The sequence below is a fragment of the Devosia alba genome (assembly GCF_039938915.1).
GTDB classification, from domain to species: domain Bacteria; phylum Pseudomonadota; class Alphaproteobacteria; order Rhizobiales; family Devosiaceae; genus Devosia; species Devosia alba.
Map to the genome: position 1 here is coordinate 1 of NZ_JBDUUI010000010.1, position 17,521 is coordinate 17,521.

Below are 17,521 nucleotides of genomic sequence, written 5' to 3' on the forward strand. Positions count from 1 at the left end.
TGAAACCGAGACCACGCCGCACCCGCCCTCCCGCGAAGCGGGTTCGTGCATGGGGTCGTTTGCTGCCGTCCCTCCCATTTCGATCCCGATATCGCGCCACCCACCGGTCGTTACCCTCGGGCTTGACCGGAGGGCCATGGACTTCAAGGTGCTCGGATGAGAAGCGGTCCGAAAGCCACGAAAAGCCACGAATGGCGCAATCTCCGCGTTGGCATCGGCACGTGAAGACCCCTCGGGTCAGGCCCGAGGGTGACGCGCGGTGGGGTAGCAGGCAATCGAAATTGCGGCAGGTTTCAGCGCACCAAAGAATGCTGCAAGCCGAAACGGGGTCGGCAGTTGCTGTTAGCACTCATGTTGACATGGTCACGCAGGCATCTCGGGATGGAATCCGGGCTGCGCCGGAATGACCCGGCGGGCGGGCGTCTTGAGCGCGCTCCGCCTTCTTTGCTTGCGGGCAGACTTGTGGGGGGATGTGTGACCACCGGCTGCGCTGTTGCATCCCCAATACGCCCCCTGCGAGGCCACCCTCCCCGCACGGGAGAGGGATTGTGGCGGCGGGTTCGAAGCGGGGCAGCGCTAGTTGGCGTTGACCAGCGCCAGTGCCTTTTCCAACAGCTCAGGCGTGGCGGCGGCCACGACATTGCCGCCGCCGGTGGGCTCGCTGCCGTCCCAGCAGGCGATGGCGCCGCCGGCCTGGCGGATGATCGGCACCAGGGCGGCGATGTCATAGGTGTTCAGGGACGGCTCGATGACGATGTCGGCGTGACCGGCGGCGAGCAGGGCGTAGCCATAGCAGTCGAGGCCGAAGCGCTGCAGGCGCGTAGCGGCCTCCAGCGCCTGCCACTTGGCCAGCAGTTCAGGCGAATTGAACAGCGATGGCGTGGTGGTAAACACCCGGGCTGACGCCAGTTCGGTCAGGCCGCTGGCGCGCAGGGGTTGGGTCTGTCCGTTGCGGCGATAGGTGGCGCCGCCGGGCGTGGCCAGAAAGGTCTCGCCGATGAAGGGCTGGCTCATCAGGCCGGCAATGGCGACGCCATTGTGGGCAAAGCCGATCAGCGTGCCCCAGACCGGCGCCCCGGTAATGAAGGCGCGGGTGCCATCGACCGGGTCAATGATCCAGGTGAATTCGCTCTCGCCGGAACTGCCCCATTCTTCGCCGATAATGGCGTGGTCGGGAAAGGCCTGGGCGATGACGGCGCGAATGGCGGTTTCGGCGCTGCGGTCGGCCTCGGTGACCGGATCAAAGCCGGCAGCCAGCTTGTTGTCGATGCCCAGATCGGTGCGGAACAGGGGCAGGGTAACAGCGGCGGCGGCGTCTGCAGCGGCCAGCAATGTGGTCTGGATCTTGGCGATGTCGAGGGTCATGGGGCAATCATAGCAGGGGCCTACACCGTGCCACGACCGCGTGGTTCGACAGGCTCGCCATGAGGTCTACTGAAATATGGTGACGTTGACTACTCGGCGGCGGCCTTTTCGGGCGGGGCCCGGCGGCCAACCAGCGAGACCAGATCGAGGCCGATCAGGGCGAAGATCAGCCGTTCCACCACATCGCGAATGGCCTCAAAGCCCTCGTTCTTGTTCAGGGTGACTTCGTTCATATAGAGGTGGCGGCTGATTTCGATCTGCAGCGCGTGCACGCCATGCTGAGGGCGGCCATAGGTGCGGGTGGCAAAGCCGCCGGCATAGGGGCGATTGCGGGCGACGCGCAGGCCGGCGCTGGTGAAAATGGTTTCCGTCAGCTCGACCAGACCGGGAGCGCAGGTGGTGCCATAGCGATCACCCAGCACGATATCGGGCGCAGCCTTGTCATGGGCGCGGGTAATGCGCGGCATGGAGTGACAATCGATCAACAGGGCCACGCCAAAGGCATTGACCGCTTCGCTGAGCAGGCGTTGCAGGGCGGCGTGATAGGGATGGTAGATGCCATCGATGCGCATGTGCGCATCTGCCATGCTCAGCCGGTCGCGATAGATCGGCTTGTTCTCGGCGACGACGCGCGCCAGCGTGCCCAGCCCAGCGGCTACGCGGGGCGAGGTGGTGTTGAAGCGATCCGATAGCGGCTCGATAAACATGGTGGGATCGAGTTCCCACGGTTCGCGATTGACGTCGAGATAGGCGCGCGGGAAATGCGCCCGCAGCATGGGGGCGCCAAGATGGGGGGCCCGGGCAAACAGCTCGTCAACCCAGGCATCTTCGGATTGGCGGATCGACAGGTGATCCAGCCGGGTCATGGCCAGAAAGCGCTCGGGATAGACGCGGCCGGAATGGGGTGAGTTGAACACCAGTGGCGCCAGCAGCCGGCGTGGCCGGATGGTTTCAAATGCCGGCCGATCCCAATAGTCAGACCGCATATGCCTCCCCGAACTGGCGCGAAATAGCTGCGCGTCGCTGATTTGCCGGCCCAGTGTCGCCGTTTGTGACAGAATTGTCCACAATTGCGGTATTTTACCAACGGGAATCGGGTTGATGTTGCAGAAGCGCAAACTTCGCTTAAACATCCCGCTCTAGAATACGACTCATGCCCAACGGCCGGAGAGACTTGATGAAGCGAATTCTGCTCGCAGAAGACGACAATGACATGCGCCAGTTTCTGACGCGCGCTCTGAAGAATGCGGGCTATGAGGTCGTTTCCTTCGACAATGGCCTGTCGGCCTATGAAAGGCTGCGCGAGGAGCCGTTCTCGCTGCTGCTGAGCGATATCGTGATGCCGGAAATGGATGGTATCGAACTGGCACGCCGCGCCACCGAGCTCGATCCCGACCTCAAGGTGATGTTCATCACCGGCTTTGCCGCCGTGGCGTTGAACCCCGATAGCGACGCCCCCAAGGACGCTTCGGTGCTCAGCAAGCCGTTCCATCTCAAGGACCTGGTCAATGAGGTCGAGCGGCTGCTTGCCGCCTGAGACCACGCGTAGACTCTCCTGTGGCGACCACCTGAAGCGGGCTTCTGCGCTTCCGCTATTCACGTAGCGATGTACGCTCCGCTCCGGTTCTCGAACCCCGTTCCATCTGACTCGCTACAGCGAGTTTCCACATGATCTCAGAAGTTCAAATAGAGTACTTGACCCCCCAGCGGGTTTCATGGTCTATCCGCGCCACTGGCAGAGCTTTACGGTTCTGCCTTCCCGGAGAGATGGGCGTATAGCTCAGCGGGAGAGCACCTCGTTGACATCGAGGGGGTCACAAGTTCGATCCTTGTTACGCCCACCATCTCTCTGAACAAACTCGCCAATGGCGATGGGAGTATAGCTCAGCGGGAGAGCATTCGCTTCACACGCGAAGGGTCACAAGTTCAATCCTTGTTACTCCCACCATTTGCCTTCGATCCCGGTGAAGGCGGTCTGCAAATACCACATTGCTGCGCTTCTTGTGCACATCACCACATGGTCTGTCTGGCACGTTCGGGCCAGGCGGTGTCATAGGCCTGGCCGCCGACCTGGTTGTCGGTCATGGCGGCGAGGATCTCGCCGGGGCTCGGCAGCGTGGCGGGATCGATATGCCGGTCCGGGTTCCACAGCTCGCTGCGCACGATGGCGCGGGCGCACTGGAAATAGAGTTCGTCGATTGCCATGACGATGACCGAGCGTGGCGGCTTGCCCTCGACGGCAAAGCTGTCGAGCAAGTCGGGATCGACACTGATATGGGCCCGGCCCTGGGCGCGGAAAGTGGTGCCGCTGCCCGGCAGGAGGAAGAGAAAGGCGCAGCGCGGATCGCGCACGATATTGCGCAGCGAATCGATGCGGTTGTTGCCGCGCCGGTCGGGCATCATCAGCGTCTGGTCATCATGGATGCGGACAAAGCCGGGCTGATCGCCTCGGGGCGAGCAGTCGATGCCTTCCGGGCCAACCGTGGCCAAGGCGGCAAAGGGGCTGGCTTGGACCAGGCGCCGGTATTGCGGCGTCATCTGTCTGGCCACTTTGACGGTCGAGGCGGCGGCCGGAGCCGGCATGTAGAGCGCTTCAAGCTGCGCGATGGACGTGACAATGGTCATGGTATGTCCCAAGAGGGGGACACGCTTTCGCGTGCATGGTTTCGTCGCTGTGTAACTGATCCTATATTGCGCGCGAATGACAGGGTGACAAAGGAGTAAAGCGATGGATAGCCATGCCTTCAAGGTAACCCGCACGGATGCAGAATGGCGGGCCAGGCTGAGCCCGGAGCAGTATCAGGTGATGCGCCAGCATGGTACGGAGCGGCCTGGCAGTTGCGCGCTGCTGCACGAGACGCGCCAGGGCGTGTTTGCCTGTGCTGGCTGCGATACGCCGCTGTTTCAATCAACGCTGAAATTCGAGAGCGGCACCGGCTGGCCGAGCTTTAATGACCCGCTGCCGGGTTCGGTGGAAACCTCCACTGACACCAGCCACGGCATGAGCCGCACGGAATGCCATTGCGCCATCTGCGGCAGCCATCTGGGCCATGTGTTCCCGGACGGCCCACCGCCAACCGGCCTGCGCTACTGCATCAATGGCGTGGCGCTGAATTTTCTGCCAGCCGAATAGACCAGAGGCCCCGGCGTGATCCGGGGCCTTTTTTCCGTCCTAGGTTCCCCTTGGCTTGGCCCGCGCCGTGGGGCGGGCTTTGGCGGGGTCGTCGGGCCAGGGGTGGCGCGGGTAGCGACCCTTGAGATCCTTGACCACGTCGGCCCAGGAACCGGACCAGAAGCCGGGCAGGTCGCGGGTGGTCTGGATGGGCCGGTGGGCGGGCGAGAGCAAAACCAGCAGCAGGCGAATGCGGCCATTGGCGATGGAGGGGTGGCGCGTGAGGCCGAAGAGTTCCTGGACGCGGATCTCTATCGCGGGGCCGCCTTCGACCGCATAGTCGATGGGCACGGCGTTGCCGGTGGGGGCGGTGAAATGGCTGGGCAGCAGGGCCTCGATAGCCTGGCGTCGGGCATAGGGCAGCAGCAGGTCGAGCGCGCTGCGCAGATTTTCGCCATTGATTTCAGAGAGTTTGTTCAGCCCAAACAGGGCGGGGGCGAGCCACTCGTCCACCCGCGGTGCCAGGGCCTGAGCGCTCAGGTCGGGCCAGTCCTCGCCCAACGTGGCGTGGAGGAAACTGGCACGGGCGCGCCAGGCGGCCTGGTCGCGGCTCCAGGGCAGCCCATCAAGACCGCGGCGGGCGGCAGCCTGGGCGAGCAGCCGCGCGGCGGCCTCGGGATCATCGACGGGCACGGGCTCGTCGGCCAGCTTGAGCGCATCAAGCTGGCGGCTGCGTCGGGCGCGGACGCTGGCGGATGCCGGATCGTAGGTCAGCGTCGTGGTGGAGGTGATGCGGTGGGCGAACAAGGTTTCAAGCTCGGCACGATCCAACGCGGCGGCGGCGCGAATGCGGCCGGTGGCGGCGGCGCCGGTGATGTCGGTGACGACGAGAAAGGGTTGGCCGGCAAGCGCGTCAGTGGTCTCGAGGCTCGCCTGGCGGCCATTGGCGAGGCGGAAGCGGCCCCGGGGCCCGGCGGCCTGGGCGATGCGGTCGGGGAAGGCGCGGGCCAGATGGTGGCCGGGCGATTGCGGATTGTCATTGTTGCCGCCAGCGGCCCTGGCCCAGCGCTGCGCGAGGCTTTTGGCATCGGCGGCGCGCTTGCCGGAATCGCGGCGGAAGCGTTCCAGGCGGTGTGCCAGATCGGTGCCGTCGCCACCAAGACCGCGCTCCCCGATCAGCATGGCGAGCTGGGCGGCGGTCAGGGCGTCGTCCTCGGCAGCAGCGGCGACCACCATATGGGCAAGGCGGGGATGCAGCGGCAGGCGGGCCAGCGCCTTGCCCTCGGGCGTGAGATGGCCGCTGGCGTCGAGCGCATCCAGACGCTGCAGCAAGGCGGTGGCTTCGGCCCAGGCGGGGGCGGGCGGAGGATCGAGAAAAGGCAGTTTGGCCGGGTCGCTGACGCCCCAATTGGCGAGGTCGAGCACCAGATTGGCCAGATCGGCGGCGAGAATTTCGGGGGTGTCGAAGGGCGCCAGCGCCGCGGTCTGGCCTTCGTTCCACAGCCGGATGCAGATGCCGGGGGCGGTGCGGCCGGCGCGGCCCCGGCGCTGATCGGCGCCGGCGCGGGAGACGCGGCGGGTGTCGAGGGTGGTCAGGCCCGTCCCTGGCTCATAGACCGGGATGCGGCGGAAGCCGGAATCGATGACGATGCGGACGCCATCAATGGTGAGCGAGGTTTCGGCAATCGCGGTGGCGAGCACGATCTTGCGGCGACCGGGTTCGGCGGGGCGGATGGCGCGGTCCTGTTCGGCCGGGGTGAGCTGGCCATAAAGCGGCGCAATATCGGTATTGGCTGGCACGCGACCAGTCAGGCGTTCGGCGACGCGGGTGATTTCGCCCTGGCCGGGCAGAAACACCAGTGCCGAGCCGTCATGCTCACGCAGCGCGGCGAGAATGGCGGCGGTGACCTGATCCTCGAGGCGTTGCAGCGGATCAGGCTCGCGGTGGATGGTCTCGACCGGAAAGGCGCGGCCGAGGCTCTCGATGACCGGGGCATTGTTGAGCAATCTGGCGACGCGGGCGCCGTCAATGGTGGCGGACATCACCAGCACGCGCAGATCGGGGCGCAGGGCAGCGGCGTCCAGCGTCAGGGCCAGCCCCAGGTCACCATCAAGGCTGCGCTCGTGGAATTCGTCGAACAGGACGGCGGCGGTGCCGATGAGCTCGGGATCGTCGAGCAGCATGCGGGTGAAGACGCCTTCGGTGACGATTTCGACGCGAGTCCTGGCTGAGACCCTTGTGTCCATGCGGACGCGATAGCCGATGGTCTGGCCGACCTCCTCGCCGAGCAGCCGGGCCATCTGGCCAGCTGCGGCGCGGGCGGCGAGGCGACGCGGTTCGAGCATGATGATGCGCTTGTCGCCCAGCCAGGGGGCTGTGAGCAGCGCCAGGGGGACCCGCGTGGTCTTGCCGGCGCCGGGCGGCGCGACCAGCACGGCATAGGGACCAGCCACCAGCGCCGCCTGCAGGGCGGGCAGGGCGTCATCGATGGGCAGGGGCGGCAGTGAGAGGCGCATTGCCGGTTCATGGCGGATCGGCGCAGGCAGGGCAAGAGGCCGCGTCCGCTATTCGGCGGCGCCGCGTTCGTCGGTCATGGTATCGGGGCCGTTGGGGTCGCCGGGGGCGGTTTCTGCGTTGAGATCGGGGAAGGCGACGACGCGATTGTTGCGGAAATCGAGCCGCACGACGAGCAGGCCGCGCTCCTCGAACCAGGTGAGCAGGCGGCGGGCGCGGCTGGCCGAATGGGTGCCGTAGAGCCGGGCCAGGGTGGCGTCGGAGGGACAGGGCGCGCCGCTGAGGGCGGCCTGGGCCAGGACGAGGAACACGCCCTGCACATCGTCAGTGAGGGTTTCGGACAGAATCAGGGCCTGCTGCCAGCCAGCGGACTGGGCGGTTTCGGTGTCGGGGGCAACGCGGGCCACGGCCAACTTGCGCTTGAAGGCCGGCAGGGCCGGCGGTTCGCCGGGCACCCGGCGAATGCGGCAGCGCACCAGAAAGTCCTGATACAGGACGGCCACGGTGCGGAAGCTGGCATCGGGATCGCCCAGCAGTTCGGCCATGATGGCGTCGATCTGGCTATTGCGCTCAGCCTCGTCGATCTCGGGGAACAGCGATTGCGGCGCGGCCTCGGCTTCGGGCCTGGGGCGCGACAGTTGAGCCAGCAGTTCATTGGTCGAGGGCGGGGCGGGCGGCGGCGGACGGCGCACGACTGGACGGGCGATCTCATCGGCAGAGGCGGTGAAGATCAGGTCGGCAGCGTCAACCGGCGCCTCGGGCAGCGGGGTCAGCTTGGGGCTGGTGGAGCGGGCCTGGGTTTCCACATCGCCAACGGTGACGGGCAGTGGGCGGCGGGAAATGGCGGGGCCCAGCGCAATGAAGTGGCCCCGGGCCAGATCGCGGAATTGCTCGGCGGTGCGCTTTTCCATGCCCAGAAGATCGGCGGCGCGGGCCATGTCGATATCGAGAAAGGTGCGGCCCATCAGGAAATTGGAGGCTTCGGCGGCGACGTTCTTGGCCAGCTTGGCCAGACGCTGGGTGGCGATAACGCCGGCTAGGCCACGTTTGCGGCCGCGGCACATCAGATTGGTCATGGCGCCGAGCGAGAGTTTTCTGGCCTCGTCGCTGACTTCACCACCAATAGCGGGGGCAAACAGCTGCGCCTCATCGACGACGACAAGCACGGGATACCAGAAGTCGCGGTCAGCATCGAACATGCCGCCGAGAAAGGCCGCGGCGGCGCGCATCTGCTGCTCGACATCGAGCCCTTCGAGATTGAGCACGACGGAGACGCGATGCTGGCGCACGCGGGCGGCGATATTGGTGAGTTCGGCTTCGGTACGGGTGGCGTCAATCACCAGATGGCCAAACTTCTCCGAAAGGGTGGTGAAATCGCCCTCGGGATCGATAATGCACTGCTGCACCCATGGCGCGGATTGTTCAAGCAGACGGCGCAGCAGGTGGGATTTGCCGGAGCCGGAATTGCCCTGGACCAGCAGTCGGGTAGCCAGCAATTCTTCGAGGTCGAGCGTGGCGGGCGTGGTGCCAGCGCTCATGCCCATGTCGATTGCTACCTTCATCTGGTCTCCGGAGGGCGGCCAGTGCCTCATTTGATCGGGCGGCCGCAGGTTGGTCAAAGTGCTGGCCTGTGCGTTAGCACATTGGCGGCCCGATTCGGGGCAGGTGCGCTGATCAAACCACAGCTTTGGATTTTGGGCGCCTGCACCGTTGTGCCGACTTGCGCGGACGCGCCGTGGATGCTTAACCCAGCGCCATTCGTCAGCCGCACCATCGCGCGGCCGCCAGCCCAGGTCCATACAAGCATGATTCGTCTCGAGAGCATTGGCAAGCAGAACGGCAAGCAGATTGTCTTTATCGAGGCGTCGGCGGCGCTGCAGAAGGGCGAGAAGATCGGCCTGGTCGGGCCCAATGGTGCCGGCAAGACCACATTGTTCCGCATGATCACTGGCGAAGAGCAGCCTGATGAAGGCCAGGTCTCGGTGGATCGTGGCATCCAGATTGGCTACTTCAGCCAGGATGTCGGCGAGATGGCCGGCCGCAGCGTGGTCGCCGAAACCATGAATGGCGCTGGCCCGGTCAGCGAGTTGATGGCCGAAATGCGGGTGCTGGAAGCTGATATGGGCGATCCGGACAAGGCCGACGAGATGGACGCCATTATCGAGCGCTATGGCGAGGTGCAGGCTCGCTTCGAGGAATTGGACGGCTATTCGCTGGACGGCCGGGCGCGCGAAGTGCTGGACGGGCTGGGGTTCAGCCAGGAAATGATGGATGGCGATGTCGGCGCGCTGTCGGGTGGCTGGAAGATGCGGGTGGCGCTGGCCCGCATTCTGCTGATGCGGCCGGATGCACTGCTGCTGGACGAACCGAGCAACCATCTTGATCTGGAAAGCCTGATCTGGCTCGAAGCGTTCCTCAAGAATTACAGCGGTGCCCTGCTGATGACCAGCCATGACCGCGAGTTCATGAACCGCATCGTCAACAAGATCGTCGAGATCGATGCCGGGTCGCTGACAACCTATACCGGCGACTATGAATTTTACCAGCAGCAGCGGGCCATCGCCGAGAAAAACCAGCAGGCGCAGTTCGATCGGCAGCAGGCCATGCTGGCCAAGGAAATTGCCTTTATCGACCGCTTCAAGGCGCGGGCCAGCCATGCGGCACAGGTGCAGAGCCGGGTGAAAAAGCTCGACAAGATCGACAAGGTGGAGCCGCCCAAGCGGCGGCAGACCGTGGCGTTCGAGTTCCGTCCGGCGCCACGCTCGGGCGACGACGTGGTGGTGATCAAGAGTGTGGACAAGGCCTATGGCAGCCGGAGCATCTATGATGGCCTCGACTTCCACGTCCGCCGCAAGGAGCGCTGGTGCATCATGGGCGTCAATGGCGCCGGCAAATCGACACTGCTCAAGCTGGTGGCGGGTGAATCCAAACCCGACAATGGCACGGTAGCGGTCGGCGCCAGCGTGAAGATGGGGTATTTTGCCCAGCACGCCATGGATGTGCTCGATGGCGACCGGACGGTGTTCCAGAGTCTGGAAGACCATTTTCCGCAGGCCGGGCAGGGGCCGTTGCGGGCGTTGGCGGGCGCGTTCGGGTTCTCAGGCGACGAGATGGAAAAGAAGTGCCGGGTGCTGTCGGGCGGCGAAAAGGCCCGGCTGGTGATGGCGCTGATGCTGTTTGATCCGCCCAATTTCCTCGTGCTGGACGAGCCGACCAACCATCTCGACATTGCCACCAAGGAAATGCTGATCCAGGCGCTCAGCAGTTTTGAGGGCACCATGCTGTTTGTCAGCCATGACCGCCATTTCCTGGCGGCGCTATCCAACCGGGTGCTGGAACTGACGCCCGAGGGCGTACATACCTATGGCGGCGGCTATACCGAATATGTGCAGAGCACGGGCCAGGAAGCGCCGGGGCTGCGGAGCTAGGTTTTTTTTGGCGCTGGCGTGCTGGGCCATCCTGCCTTGGCCAGTGCATCACGGGTGCGATGTCGACCTGTGGCGATTGCGGTGAGGCGGCTCTACTTTGGTCAATCCAACATTGACACCAGCGGTCATATGGCCGATCTTGTATGGAAGATGTAGCGAGCCGGTTCGGCTTTTTTCCAGCAGCAAGAATTAGCAGTATATGACCAAGAAATTTGCCATTGTCGGCACGGGTGGCCGCCATCAGATGTTCCGTGACGCGGTTGCCATCACCCATGCCCAGAGCGCCGAACTGGTCGCCTTGTGCGACGTCAACCAGAGCCGGCTGGCACTATCGGCGCACAAGGTGCCCGACAGGACCGGCAATGGCATTGCCACTTATCTGGCCGAAGACTTCGACACCATGCTGGCCGAGCAGGACCCCGATACGGTGATCGTGACGGTGCCCGACTATCTGCATGACGAATATATCGTGCGGTCGCTCGAGGCCGGCCGCAATGTGATGACCGAAAAGCCGATGACCATTGATGTGGCCCGGCTCAAGCGCATTCTCGACGCGCAGCAGGCCAGCGGCAAAAAGGTCACCGTCACTTTCAACTATCGTTATTCGCCGGCCCGCACCCAGCTCAAGGACATCTTGCAGAGCGGGGTGATCGGCGAGATCACTGCGGTGGACTTCCGCTGGTATCTCGACCGGGTGCATGGCACCGACTATTTCCGCCGCTGGCACCGCTACAAGGACAAATCCGGCGGCCTGCTGGTGCACAAGTCGACCCATCATTTCGATCTGCTGAACTGGTGGGTGGGCTCAACGCCCAAGAGCGTCTCGGCCATCGGCAAGCGCGATTTCTATACCCCGGAAATGGCAATCCAGCTGGGTCTGGAAGGCCATGGCGAGCGTTGTCACACCTGTCCGGTAGCGCACAAATGCGCCTTCCGCATGGATCTGGAGGCCGACGAGGCGCTCAAGGAGCTCTATCTCGACGCCGAGGAGGATGACGGCTACTGGCGCGACAAATGCGTATTTGCCGCTGACATCACCATCGAGGACACCATGCAGGTGCAAGCGCAATATGCTTCGGGCGCCTCGCTGAACTACACGCTGGTGGCCTATTCGCCATGGGAAGGGCTGGAAGTGAAGTTCCACGGCACCAAGGGCGAACTGACGCACAAGCATATCGAAGTGCATGGCGTGTTTGCCGGTGGCCATCGCGAGCGCGACGAGACCGAGGCGATGTTCACTGAATTGCATGTCGCCGGTGGATTGCCGCAGAAGATCGATGTTTGGACCGGCAAGGGCAGCCATGGCGGCGCCGACCCGATCATGCTGGGCTATCTGTTTGATCCGGACAATATGGAAGCGGATAAATATGGCCGTGCCTCCGACCAGATAGCGGGCGCCTGGTCGATCCTGACCGGCATCGCGGCCAATCAGTCGATTGCCCAGAATGGCGCGCGGGTGTTTGTCGATGCCATGCTGGCCGAGGCGGGAATCGTGCTTTAGCCACAGCCCTGGGGGCCGCAAGCCTGCAGAAATCTGTGGATGGCACTCAGTCGGGGGGCGTAATCGCCCGCTTATCCGGCCAATGGTCGGAGAGGGAAAACAATAATGGTGTCTGCCCAGGTGCTTGATGTGACCGAACAGACCATGGCGATGCGCGTGGTCAGCGCGCTGCGCGACGAGATTGTGACGATGGCGCTCAAGCCGGGCGACATCATCTCCGAGAGCGATATTGCCGGCCGCTACGGCGTGTCGCGCCAACCGGTGCGCGAGGCATTTATCCGGCTGGCGCAGCAGGGACTGCTGATGATCCGCCCCAAGCGGGCGACCGTGGTCAAGAAAATATCGCCCGAAGGGGTGCGGCAGTCGCGCTTTATCCGCGAATCCATCGAGGTGGAGATTGTGCGGCGACTGGCCACCAATCCGGGCGATGCGGCCGATGTGCTCAAGGGGTTGATCGCCGATCAGGAAGAGGCGTCGGCCGCCAATGACAGCCGGCGCTTTCATACGCTCGATGAATTGTTTCACCGCACCATGGCTCGCCTGGCGGGCGTGGAATATGCGTGGCAATTGATTGACGATCACAAGATGCAGCTCGACCGGGTGCGCTATCTGACGCTGGGGGCATCCTCGTCGCGGGTGGCCACTGACGAACACGTGCTCATCACCAAGGCCGTCGCCGCGGGCGATGTGGCGGGTGCCGAAGCGGCGATGCGGGCGCATCTGGCACGGGCCGAGGTGCTGCTGGCTCAAACCATTGCCGAGCACCCGGACTATTTCGAGTAGCGCCGACGGCGCGGCTTGACCGGCGTAACCTGGCGCGTCAGGTTCGGGTCGTATGGGGCCACATGCGCTGCGCCGAAATCTGGCTGGCTGCGGATCGGTTGGCTATTCTGCACATTATCCAGGCGTGACGGGCGTAAGGCGCCTGTCGACGCGGCCGATGCGCTGGACCAGCAAGCAACAAGGATTGTACGGCATGAAGAAGCGGCGATTGGGCAAGACGGGCTTTGAGGTTTCCGAAATCGGGCTGGGCTGCTGGCAGTTGGGCGGGGATTTCGGGCCGGTGGGTGACGAAACCGCGACGGCCATTCTGGATGCGGCCAATGCGGCTGGCGTGACCTTCTGGGACACGGCGGACGTCTATGGCGACGGCCTGAGCGAGAGCCGGATCGGCCGCCACGCCAAGGGCGCTGGCGTGCATGTTGCGACCAAATTGGGCCGCGGCTCCGGGCTCTATCCCGATCACTATTCCAAGGACGGGATTCGCAGGAGCCTGGAAGGCTCGGCCGAGCGGCTGGGTTTGACGGCGCTCGACCTAGCGCAACTGCATTGCGTGCCGACGGCCGTGCTGCAGGATGGCGCCATCTTTGGCTGGATGGATGAGCTGAAGGCCGAAGGGCTCATCCGCCATTGGGGCGCCAGTGTGGAAACCATCGAAGAAGGGCTGCTGTGCCTGGAGCAGCCCGGGTTGGCGACGCTGCAGATCATTTTCAACCTGTTCCGGCAGGACGCGGCCGAGGCACTGCTGCCCATGGCAGCGGAAAAAGATGTCGGCATAATCGTGCGCCTGCCGCTGGCCAGCGGATTGCTCAGCGGCAAGTACGACAAGGATACGCGCTTCGATGCGACCGACCATCGCAATTACAATGCCGACGGGCAGGCATTTTCGGTGGGCGAGACGTTTGGCGGCATCGAGTTTACGCGCGGCATTGAACTGGTGAACGAGCTCAGGGGGCTGGCGCCGAGCGGCATGCCGATGAGCCAGTTCGCGCTGCGCTGGATTTTGGACCACCCGCAGGTGTCGAGCGTCATTGCCGGGGTGAGCAAGCCGGAACAGCTGGCCGACAATGTCGCCGCCAGCGAGCAGAAAGGTCTGTTCCCGGCGCTGATGGGGCAGTTGATGGCGTGGTATAAAAAGGAAGTGAAGCCGGAAATCCGCGGCGGGGTGTGAGGCTACTTGCCGTGGCCCTGATGGGCTTTGACATAGGCCTTGAGGACTTCCTGCATACGGGTGATATGGCCTTTTCCCTGACTCTTGAAGTAGGCGAAGACTTCGGGGTCGAGCTTGAGGTGGACTGAGGTTGTTCCCTGAGGTTCCACCCAGACAGCGTTGGCCCAGAAATCGGGGCCGAGTTCGGGGCCATCAGGGGCATTGTGACTGTCGTAAAAGTCACCTTCATCCTTCATGCGACGAAGGTCTTCCAATGTGTACCGCTTGATATTTTCGTCGGTCACGGCGACCACCTTTCCACGCAGAAATAAGCCTGACAACGTTGTCGCGTTCCGTATGAACCACGACAAAATACTCGTCCTCAACGAGGCCTATGCTCAAATACCGTTGCTCGCCATAATCCCGACGCGTGTCGGGAATTTTGAGCACAGGGCCCTCAAAGATAAACGCTGCAATACGAAAATCGACGCGATGCTTGTCGATATTCGTCTGCCGCTTGTTCTCGTCCCACTCGTATTCCACAGCGAGCTCCGATTGGCTTGATTCTCCGCATCACCGTTTCTCCGTAAAATCATGTCAATCGTCGCGGACGAGGCACGTTACCTCAAGTGTCGTGTACACTAAAAGTGTACACTTGTCAAAAGGCCCAACGCCCCCTAGCGCACCCAGCTGCGCGTCCCTACGTTGGGCGCAACAACAAAACACTGCCGAGTATTGTCATGAGCTATCACGAAGCCTTCGAACTGATCCGCGACGAGCATATCGCGGAGGCCAATTCGCGGGCGCAGTTGTTCCGCCACAAAAAGACCGGGGCGGAGGTGCTCAGCCTGATCAATGACGACGAGAACAAGGTGTTTGGCATCACCTTCAAGACGCCGCCGACCGATTCCACCGGCATTGCCCATATCCTTGAGCATTCAGTGCTGTGCGGCAGCCGGAAATACCCGGTCAGGAAGCCGTTTGTGGAGCTGATCAAGGGAAGCCTGAACACGTTCCTCAACGCCATGACCTTCCCGGACAAGACCGCCTATCCGGTGGCCAGCCAGAATTTGAAAGATTTCTACAATCTGGTGGATGTGTATCTGGACGCGGTGTTTTTCCCGCTGCTGACCGAAGAGACCTTTCTGCAGGAAGGCTGGCACTACGAGCTTGAGGATACCAGTGCGCCGCTCGTCTACAAGGGCGTGGTGTTCAACGAGATGAAGGGCGTGTTCTCCTCGCCCGACGCGGTGATGCGCGACATTGCACAGCGCTCGCTTTATCCCGACGTGACCTATGGCAAGAGCTCGGGCGGCGATCCCAAGGCCATTCCCGACCTGACCTACAAACAGTTCCGGGATTTTCACGCCAAGTACTACCACCCGTCCAACACAAGGGCGTTCTTTTCCGGCGATGACGATGCTGGCGAGCGGCTGGCGATTCTGGACGCCTATTTTTCCCAGTTCGAGCGGGCGCCGGTGGATGCCGAGGTCAAGCTGCAGCCGCGCTTCAACGCGCCGCGGCAGATCGAGGCCAGCTATGCAGGCACCAGAGAAGTGGGCAAGGCGCGCGACGGCATGGTGTCGGTGAACTGGCTGATTGATCCGCCGGTCGACCGCACCGAGGCGCTGAGCAATGGCATGCTGAGCTATCTGCTGGCCGGCAATCCGGCGGCGCCACTGCGCAAGGCGCTGACCGAGAGCGGGCTGGGTGAAGGCATGACCGGGGGCGGCATTGGCAATGGCCTGCGCCAGCCCATGGCCAGCTTTGGTATGAAGGGGATCGACCCGACCGAGGCTGGCAAGGTGGAAGCGCTGATCCTCAATACCCTCGAAGAGCTTGCCGAAACCGGCTTTTCATCCGAACAGCTCGAAGCGGCGGCCAATACGTTCGAGTTCTCGCTGCGCGAGAACAATACCGGCTCCTATCCACGCGGCATGGTCTACATGTTCAACGCGCTGGGCAGCTGGCTGCATGAGGGCGACCCGATCGCGCCGCTGGCCTTTGAGGAGGCGCTGAGTGCGCTCAAGGACAAGGCCGGGCAGGGGCACTTTGCCAGGGAAATCCGTCGGCTGTTCCTCGACAATACCCACCGTACCACGGTGACCCTGCGCGCCGACCCTGAACAGGGGGCGCGCGAAGCGGCTGATGAAGCAGGCATTCTGGCCAAGGTGCGGCAGGGATTTGATGCCGAGGCGCTGGCGGCCACCAAGGCCGAGACCGATCGGCTGAAGGCACTGCAGGAAACCGTGGATGATCCGGCGCTGCTGGCTAAAATTCCAACGCTGACGCTGGCCGACCTGCCGCGCGAGAGCCGCACCGTGCCGATCGATATCGGTACACTGGCCGATACCCGGTTATTCTACCATGACCTGCCGACGCTGGGGATCGTCTATCTCGATCTGGGGTTTGACCTGCATGTGCTGGACAAGGGCCTGCTGCCCTATCTGCCGCTGTTCGGCCGGGCGCTGCTGCAGACCGGCACCAGCAAGGAAGATTTTGTCAGCCTGACGCAGCGCATTGGTCGCTCGACCGGTGGGATTGCCCAGCACCGCGGACTGTCTTCGCGCCAGGGCGACAATGGCAGTGCCGCCTGGTTCTTCCTGTCGGGCAAGGCCGTGCCGGACAAGATCGCGGAAATGCTGGCGATCGTGGGCGACCTGCTGGGCGATGCCCGGCTGGATAATCGCGCCCGCTTCAAGCAGCTGGCGCTGGAGGAGAAGGCCGGCTTTGAAGCGCGGATGATCCCTTCGGGCAATGCAATGGTTGATACGCGGCTGAAGTCGAGCCTGACCGAGGCGAGCTGCATTGGCGAACAGATTGGCGGGGTGAGCTATCTGCAGTTCCTGCGCGAACTGGTGGCGCGGATTGACAGTGATTGGGATAGCGTGGAAGCGGCGCTGAAACGCATTCGTGACACGCTGTTCAATCGCGGTCGCATGGTGGTCAATGTGACCGCCGATGGTTTGCTGTGGAACCGTGCCAAGGGCGAGATCGAGGGTTTTCTCAAGACCCTGCCCGACGCCAGGCATGATTTTGCTGACTGGAATGTGGATTTTGCGCCGAAGTCAGAAGGGCTGATCATTCCGGCGCAGGTCAATTATGTCGGCAAGGGCGCCAATCTGAAAGCGTTGGGGTTTGAGCTGACCGGCGCTTCAAGCGTGGTGCTGAAGTTCCTCAACACCACCTATCTGTGGGACAAGATCCGTGTCCAGGGCGGGGCCTATGGCGGCTCGGCCCGGTTCGACCTGACGAGCGGCAATTTCAGCTTTCTGAGCTATCGTGACGCCAATCTGCTCAAGACGCTGGACGCCTATGACGGGGCGAGCAAGGCGCTGCACGCGGCGATTGGCGCTAATGATCTGACGCGCTCGATCATCGGGGTGATCGGCGATGTCGATGGCTATGAATTCCCCGATGCCAAGGGCTATTCTTCAATGTGGCGGCAGCTGACCGGCACGACCGATGCGCTGCGCCAGCAGCGGCGCAATGAAATTCTTGGCACGACCGCCGCGGACTTCAGGCGCATGGCGGAAGCGGTGGAGGCGGTGGCCCGGCATGGACATGTCGTGGTGCTCGGTGGCGAGGCGGCGATCGCTGCAGCAAACGAGAAGCGGCCGGGACTGCTCGCAGTCAGCAAGGTGATGTAGCGTCCGGCCAAGGCACGCGC

At 63.4% G+C, this 17,521-nt stretch carries 14 protein-coding genes and 2 tRNA genes; 9 read left to right on the top strand and 7 right to left on the bottom strand.

Annotated elements, in window-relative coordinates; all coding sequences use genetic code 11:
* Window positions 1-576 precede the first annotated feature (576 nt).
* Together hisN and ABFY71_RS14300 are read right to left on the bottom strand one after the other, a co-directional pair.
* Complete coding sequence (hisN, locus tag ABFY71_RS14295) at window positions 577-1,365, bottom strand: histidinol-phosphatase (protein ID WP_347946693.1); 789 nt, start codon at window positions 1,363-1,365, stop codon at window positions 577-579.
* Between the two features lie 89 nt (window positions 1,366-1,454).
* The gene (locus ABFY71_RS14300) at window positions 1,455-2,351 is read right to left on the bottom strand and encodes an N-formylglutamate amidohydrolase (protein WP_347946694.1); all 897 of its coding nucleotides are present in this window, start codon (window positions 2,349-2,351) and stop codon (window positions 1,455-1,457) included.
* A gap of 191 nt (window positions 2,352-2,542) precedes the next feature.
* Here ABFY71_RS14300 and cpdR point away from each other — a divergent pair, with 191 nt between their 5' ends.
* The 3 genes from cpdR to ABFY71_RS14315 all read left to right on the top strand — a co-directional run bounded on the left by cpdR (window position 2,543) and on the right by ABFY71_RS14315 (window position 3,313).
* Complete coding sequence (cpdR, locus tag ABFY71_RS14305) at window positions 2,543-2,902, top strand: cell cycle two-component system response regulator CpdR (protein ID WP_046105558.1); 360 nt, start codon at window positions 2,543-2,545, stop codon at window positions 2,900-2,902.
* A gap of 232 nt (window positions 2,903-3,134) precedes the next feature.
* A tRNA-Val gene (locus ABFY71_RS14310) sits at window positions 3,135-3,209 on the top strand.
* Window positions 3,210-3,238: 29 nt separating this feature from the next.
* A tRNA-Val gene (locus ABFY71_RS14315) sits at window positions 3,239-3,313 on the top strand.
* A 62-nt stretch (window positions 3,314-3,375) separates the two neighbouring features.
* Here ABFY71_RS14315 and ABFY71_RS14320 read toward each other — a convergent pair.
* Window positions 3,376-3,990, bottom strand: a complete 615-nt coding sequence (locus tag ABFY71_RS14320) for a pyridoxamine 5'-phosphate oxidase family protein (protein ID WP_347946695.1) — start codon at window positions 3,988-3,990, stop codon at window positions 3,376-3,378.
* Between the two features lie 103 nt (window positions 3,991-4,093).
* Between ABFY71_RS14320 and msrB the strand changes: the two genes are divergently transcribed.
* A complete protein-coding gene (msrB, locus tag ABFY71_RS14325; RefSeq protein WP_347946696.1) occupies window positions 4,094-4,498 on the top strand; it encodes a peptide-methionine (R)-S-oxide reductase MsrB in 405 nt (134 codons plus the stop codon).
* 39 nt (window positions 4,499-4,537) lie between these two features.
* On the opposite strand, the gene hrpB is transcribed toward msrB, so the two are convergent.
* The gene (gene hrpB, locus ABFY71_RS14330; protein ID WP_347946697.1) at window positions 4,538-6,994 is read right to left on the bottom strand and encodes an ATP-dependent helicase HrpB; all 2,457 of its coding nucleotides are present in this window, start codon (window positions 6,992-6,994) and stop codon (window positions 4,538-4,540) included.
* A gap of 48 nt (window positions 6,995-7,042) precedes the next feature.
* Entirely contained in the window at window positions 7,043-8,554 is a 1,512-nt protein-coding gene (locus ABFY71_RS14335) for a helicase HerA domain-containing protein (protein WP_347946698.1), read from the bottom strand.
* A gap of 243 nt (window positions 8,555-8,797) precedes the next feature.
* On the opposite strand from ABFY71_RS14335, the gene ABFY71_RS14340 reads away from it, so the two are divergent.
* From ABFY71_RS14340 to ABFY71_RS14355, 4 genes are all read left to right on the top strand, one after another.
* Window positions 8,798-10,420: an ABC-F family ATP-binding cassette domain-containing protein gene (locus ABFY71_RS14340; protein WP_347946699.1), complete on the top strand. Its 1,623-nt coding sequence runs from the start codon at window positions 8,798-8,800 to the stop codon at window positions 10,418-10,420.
* A 199-nt stretch (window positions 10,421-10,619) separates the two neighbouring features.
* On the top strand, window positions 10,620-11,921 hold the full coding sequence (locus ABFY71_RS14345) for a Gfo/Idh/MocA family protein (protein ID WP_347946700.1): 1,302 nt from the start codon (window positions 10,620-10,622) through the stop codon (window positions 11,919-11,921).
* A 105-nt stretch (window positions 11,922-12,026) separates the two neighbouring features.
* A complete protein-coding gene (locus tag ABFY71_RS14350; protein ID WP_347946701.1) occupies window positions 12,027-12,704 on the top strand; it encodes a GntR family transcriptional regulator in 678 nt (225 codons plus the stop codon).
* A gap of 193 nt (window positions 12,705-12,897) precedes the next feature.
* A complete protein-coding gene (locus ABFY71_RS14355) occupies window positions 12,898-13,872 on the top strand; it encodes an aldo/keto reductase (protein WP_347946702.1) in 975 nt (324 codons plus the stop codon).
* Window positions 13,873-13,874: 2 nt separating this feature from the next.
* Here ABFY71_RS14355 and ABFY71_RS14360 read toward each other — a convergent pair whose 3' ends face one another.
* Window positions 13,875-14,108: a BrnA antitoxin family protein gene (locus ABFY71_RS14360; RefSeq protein WP_347946703.1), complete on the bottom strand. Its 234-nt coding sequence runs from the start codon at window positions 14,106-14,108 to the stop codon at window positions 13,875-13,877.
* The gene (locus ABFY71_RS14365; protein WP_347946704.1) at window positions 14,098-14,394 is read right to left on the bottom strand and encodes a BrnT family toxin; all 297 of its coding nucleotides are present in this window, start codon (window positions 14,392-14,394) and stop codon (window positions 14,098-14,100) included. The genes ABFY71_RS14360 and ABFY71_RS14365 overlap by 11 nt, the downstream gene beginning before the upstream one ends.
* A 197-nt stretch (window positions 14,395-14,591) precedes the next feature.
* Between ABFY71_RS14365 and ABFY71_RS14370 the strand changes: the two genes are divergently transcribed.
* Window positions 14,592-17,501 (top strand): insulinase family protein, encoded by a 2,910-nt coding sequence (locus ABFY71_RS14370; protein WP_347946705.1) that lies wholly within the window; start codon window positions 14,592-14,594, stop codon window positions 17,499-17,501.
* The last annotated feature ends 20 nt before the right edge of the window (window positions 17,502-17,521 follow it).

Bases quoted from the DNA above. Each gene is read 5' to 3' on its own strand.
- ABFY71_RS14335 (WP_347946698.1), bottom strand. From the start codon at position 8,554: ATGAAGGTAGCAATCGACATGGGCATGAGCGCTGGCACCACGCCCGCC.
- ABFY71_RS14370 (WP_347946705.1), top strand. From the start codon at position 14,592: ATGAGCTATCACGAAGCCTTCGAACTGATCCGCGACGAGCATATCGCG.
- ABFY71_RS14340 (WP_347946699.1), top strand. From the start codon at position 8,798: ATGATTCGTCTCGAGAGCATTGGCAAGCAGAACGGCAAGCAGATTGTC.
- ABFY71_RS14360 (WP_347946703.1), bottom strand. From the start codon at position 14,108: ATGAAGGATGAAGGTGACTTTTACGACAGTCACAATGCCCCTGATGGC.
- ABFY71_RS14350 (WP_347946701.1), top strand. From the start codon at position 12,027: ATGGTGTCTGCCCAGGTGCTTGATGTGACCGAACAGACCATGGCGATG.
- msrB (WP_347946696.1), top strand. From the start codon at position 4,094: ATGGATAGCCATGCCTTCAAGGTAACCCGCACGGATGCAGAATGGCGG.
- hisN (WP_347946693.1), bottom strand. From the start codon at position 1,365: ATGACCCTCGACATCGCCAAGATCCAGACCACATTGCTGGCCGCTGCA.
- ABFY71_RS14320 (WP_347946695.1), bottom strand. From the start codon at position 3,990: ATGACCATTGTCACGTCCATCGCGCAGCTTGAAGCGCTCTACATGCCG.
- ABFY71_RS14345 (WP_347946700.1), top strand. From the start codon at position 10,620: ATGACCAAGAAATTTGCCATTGTCGGCACGGGTGGCCGCCATCAGATG.
- ABFY71_RS14300 (WP_347946694.1), bottom strand. From the start codon at position 2,351: ATGCGGTCTGACTATTGGGATCGGCCGGCATTTGAAACCATCCGGCCA.
- cpdR (WP_046105558.1), top strand. From the start codon at position 2,543: ATGAAGCGAATTCTGCTCGCAGAAGACGACAATGACATGCGCCAGTTT.
- hrpB (WP_347946697.1), bottom strand. From the start codon at position 6,994: ATGCGCCTCTCACTGCCGCCCCTGCCCATCGATGACGCCCTGCCCGCC.
- ABFY71_RS14355 (WP_347946702.1), top strand. From the start codon at position 12,898: ATGAAGAAGCGGCGATTGGGCAAGACGGGCTTTGAGGTTTCCGAAATC.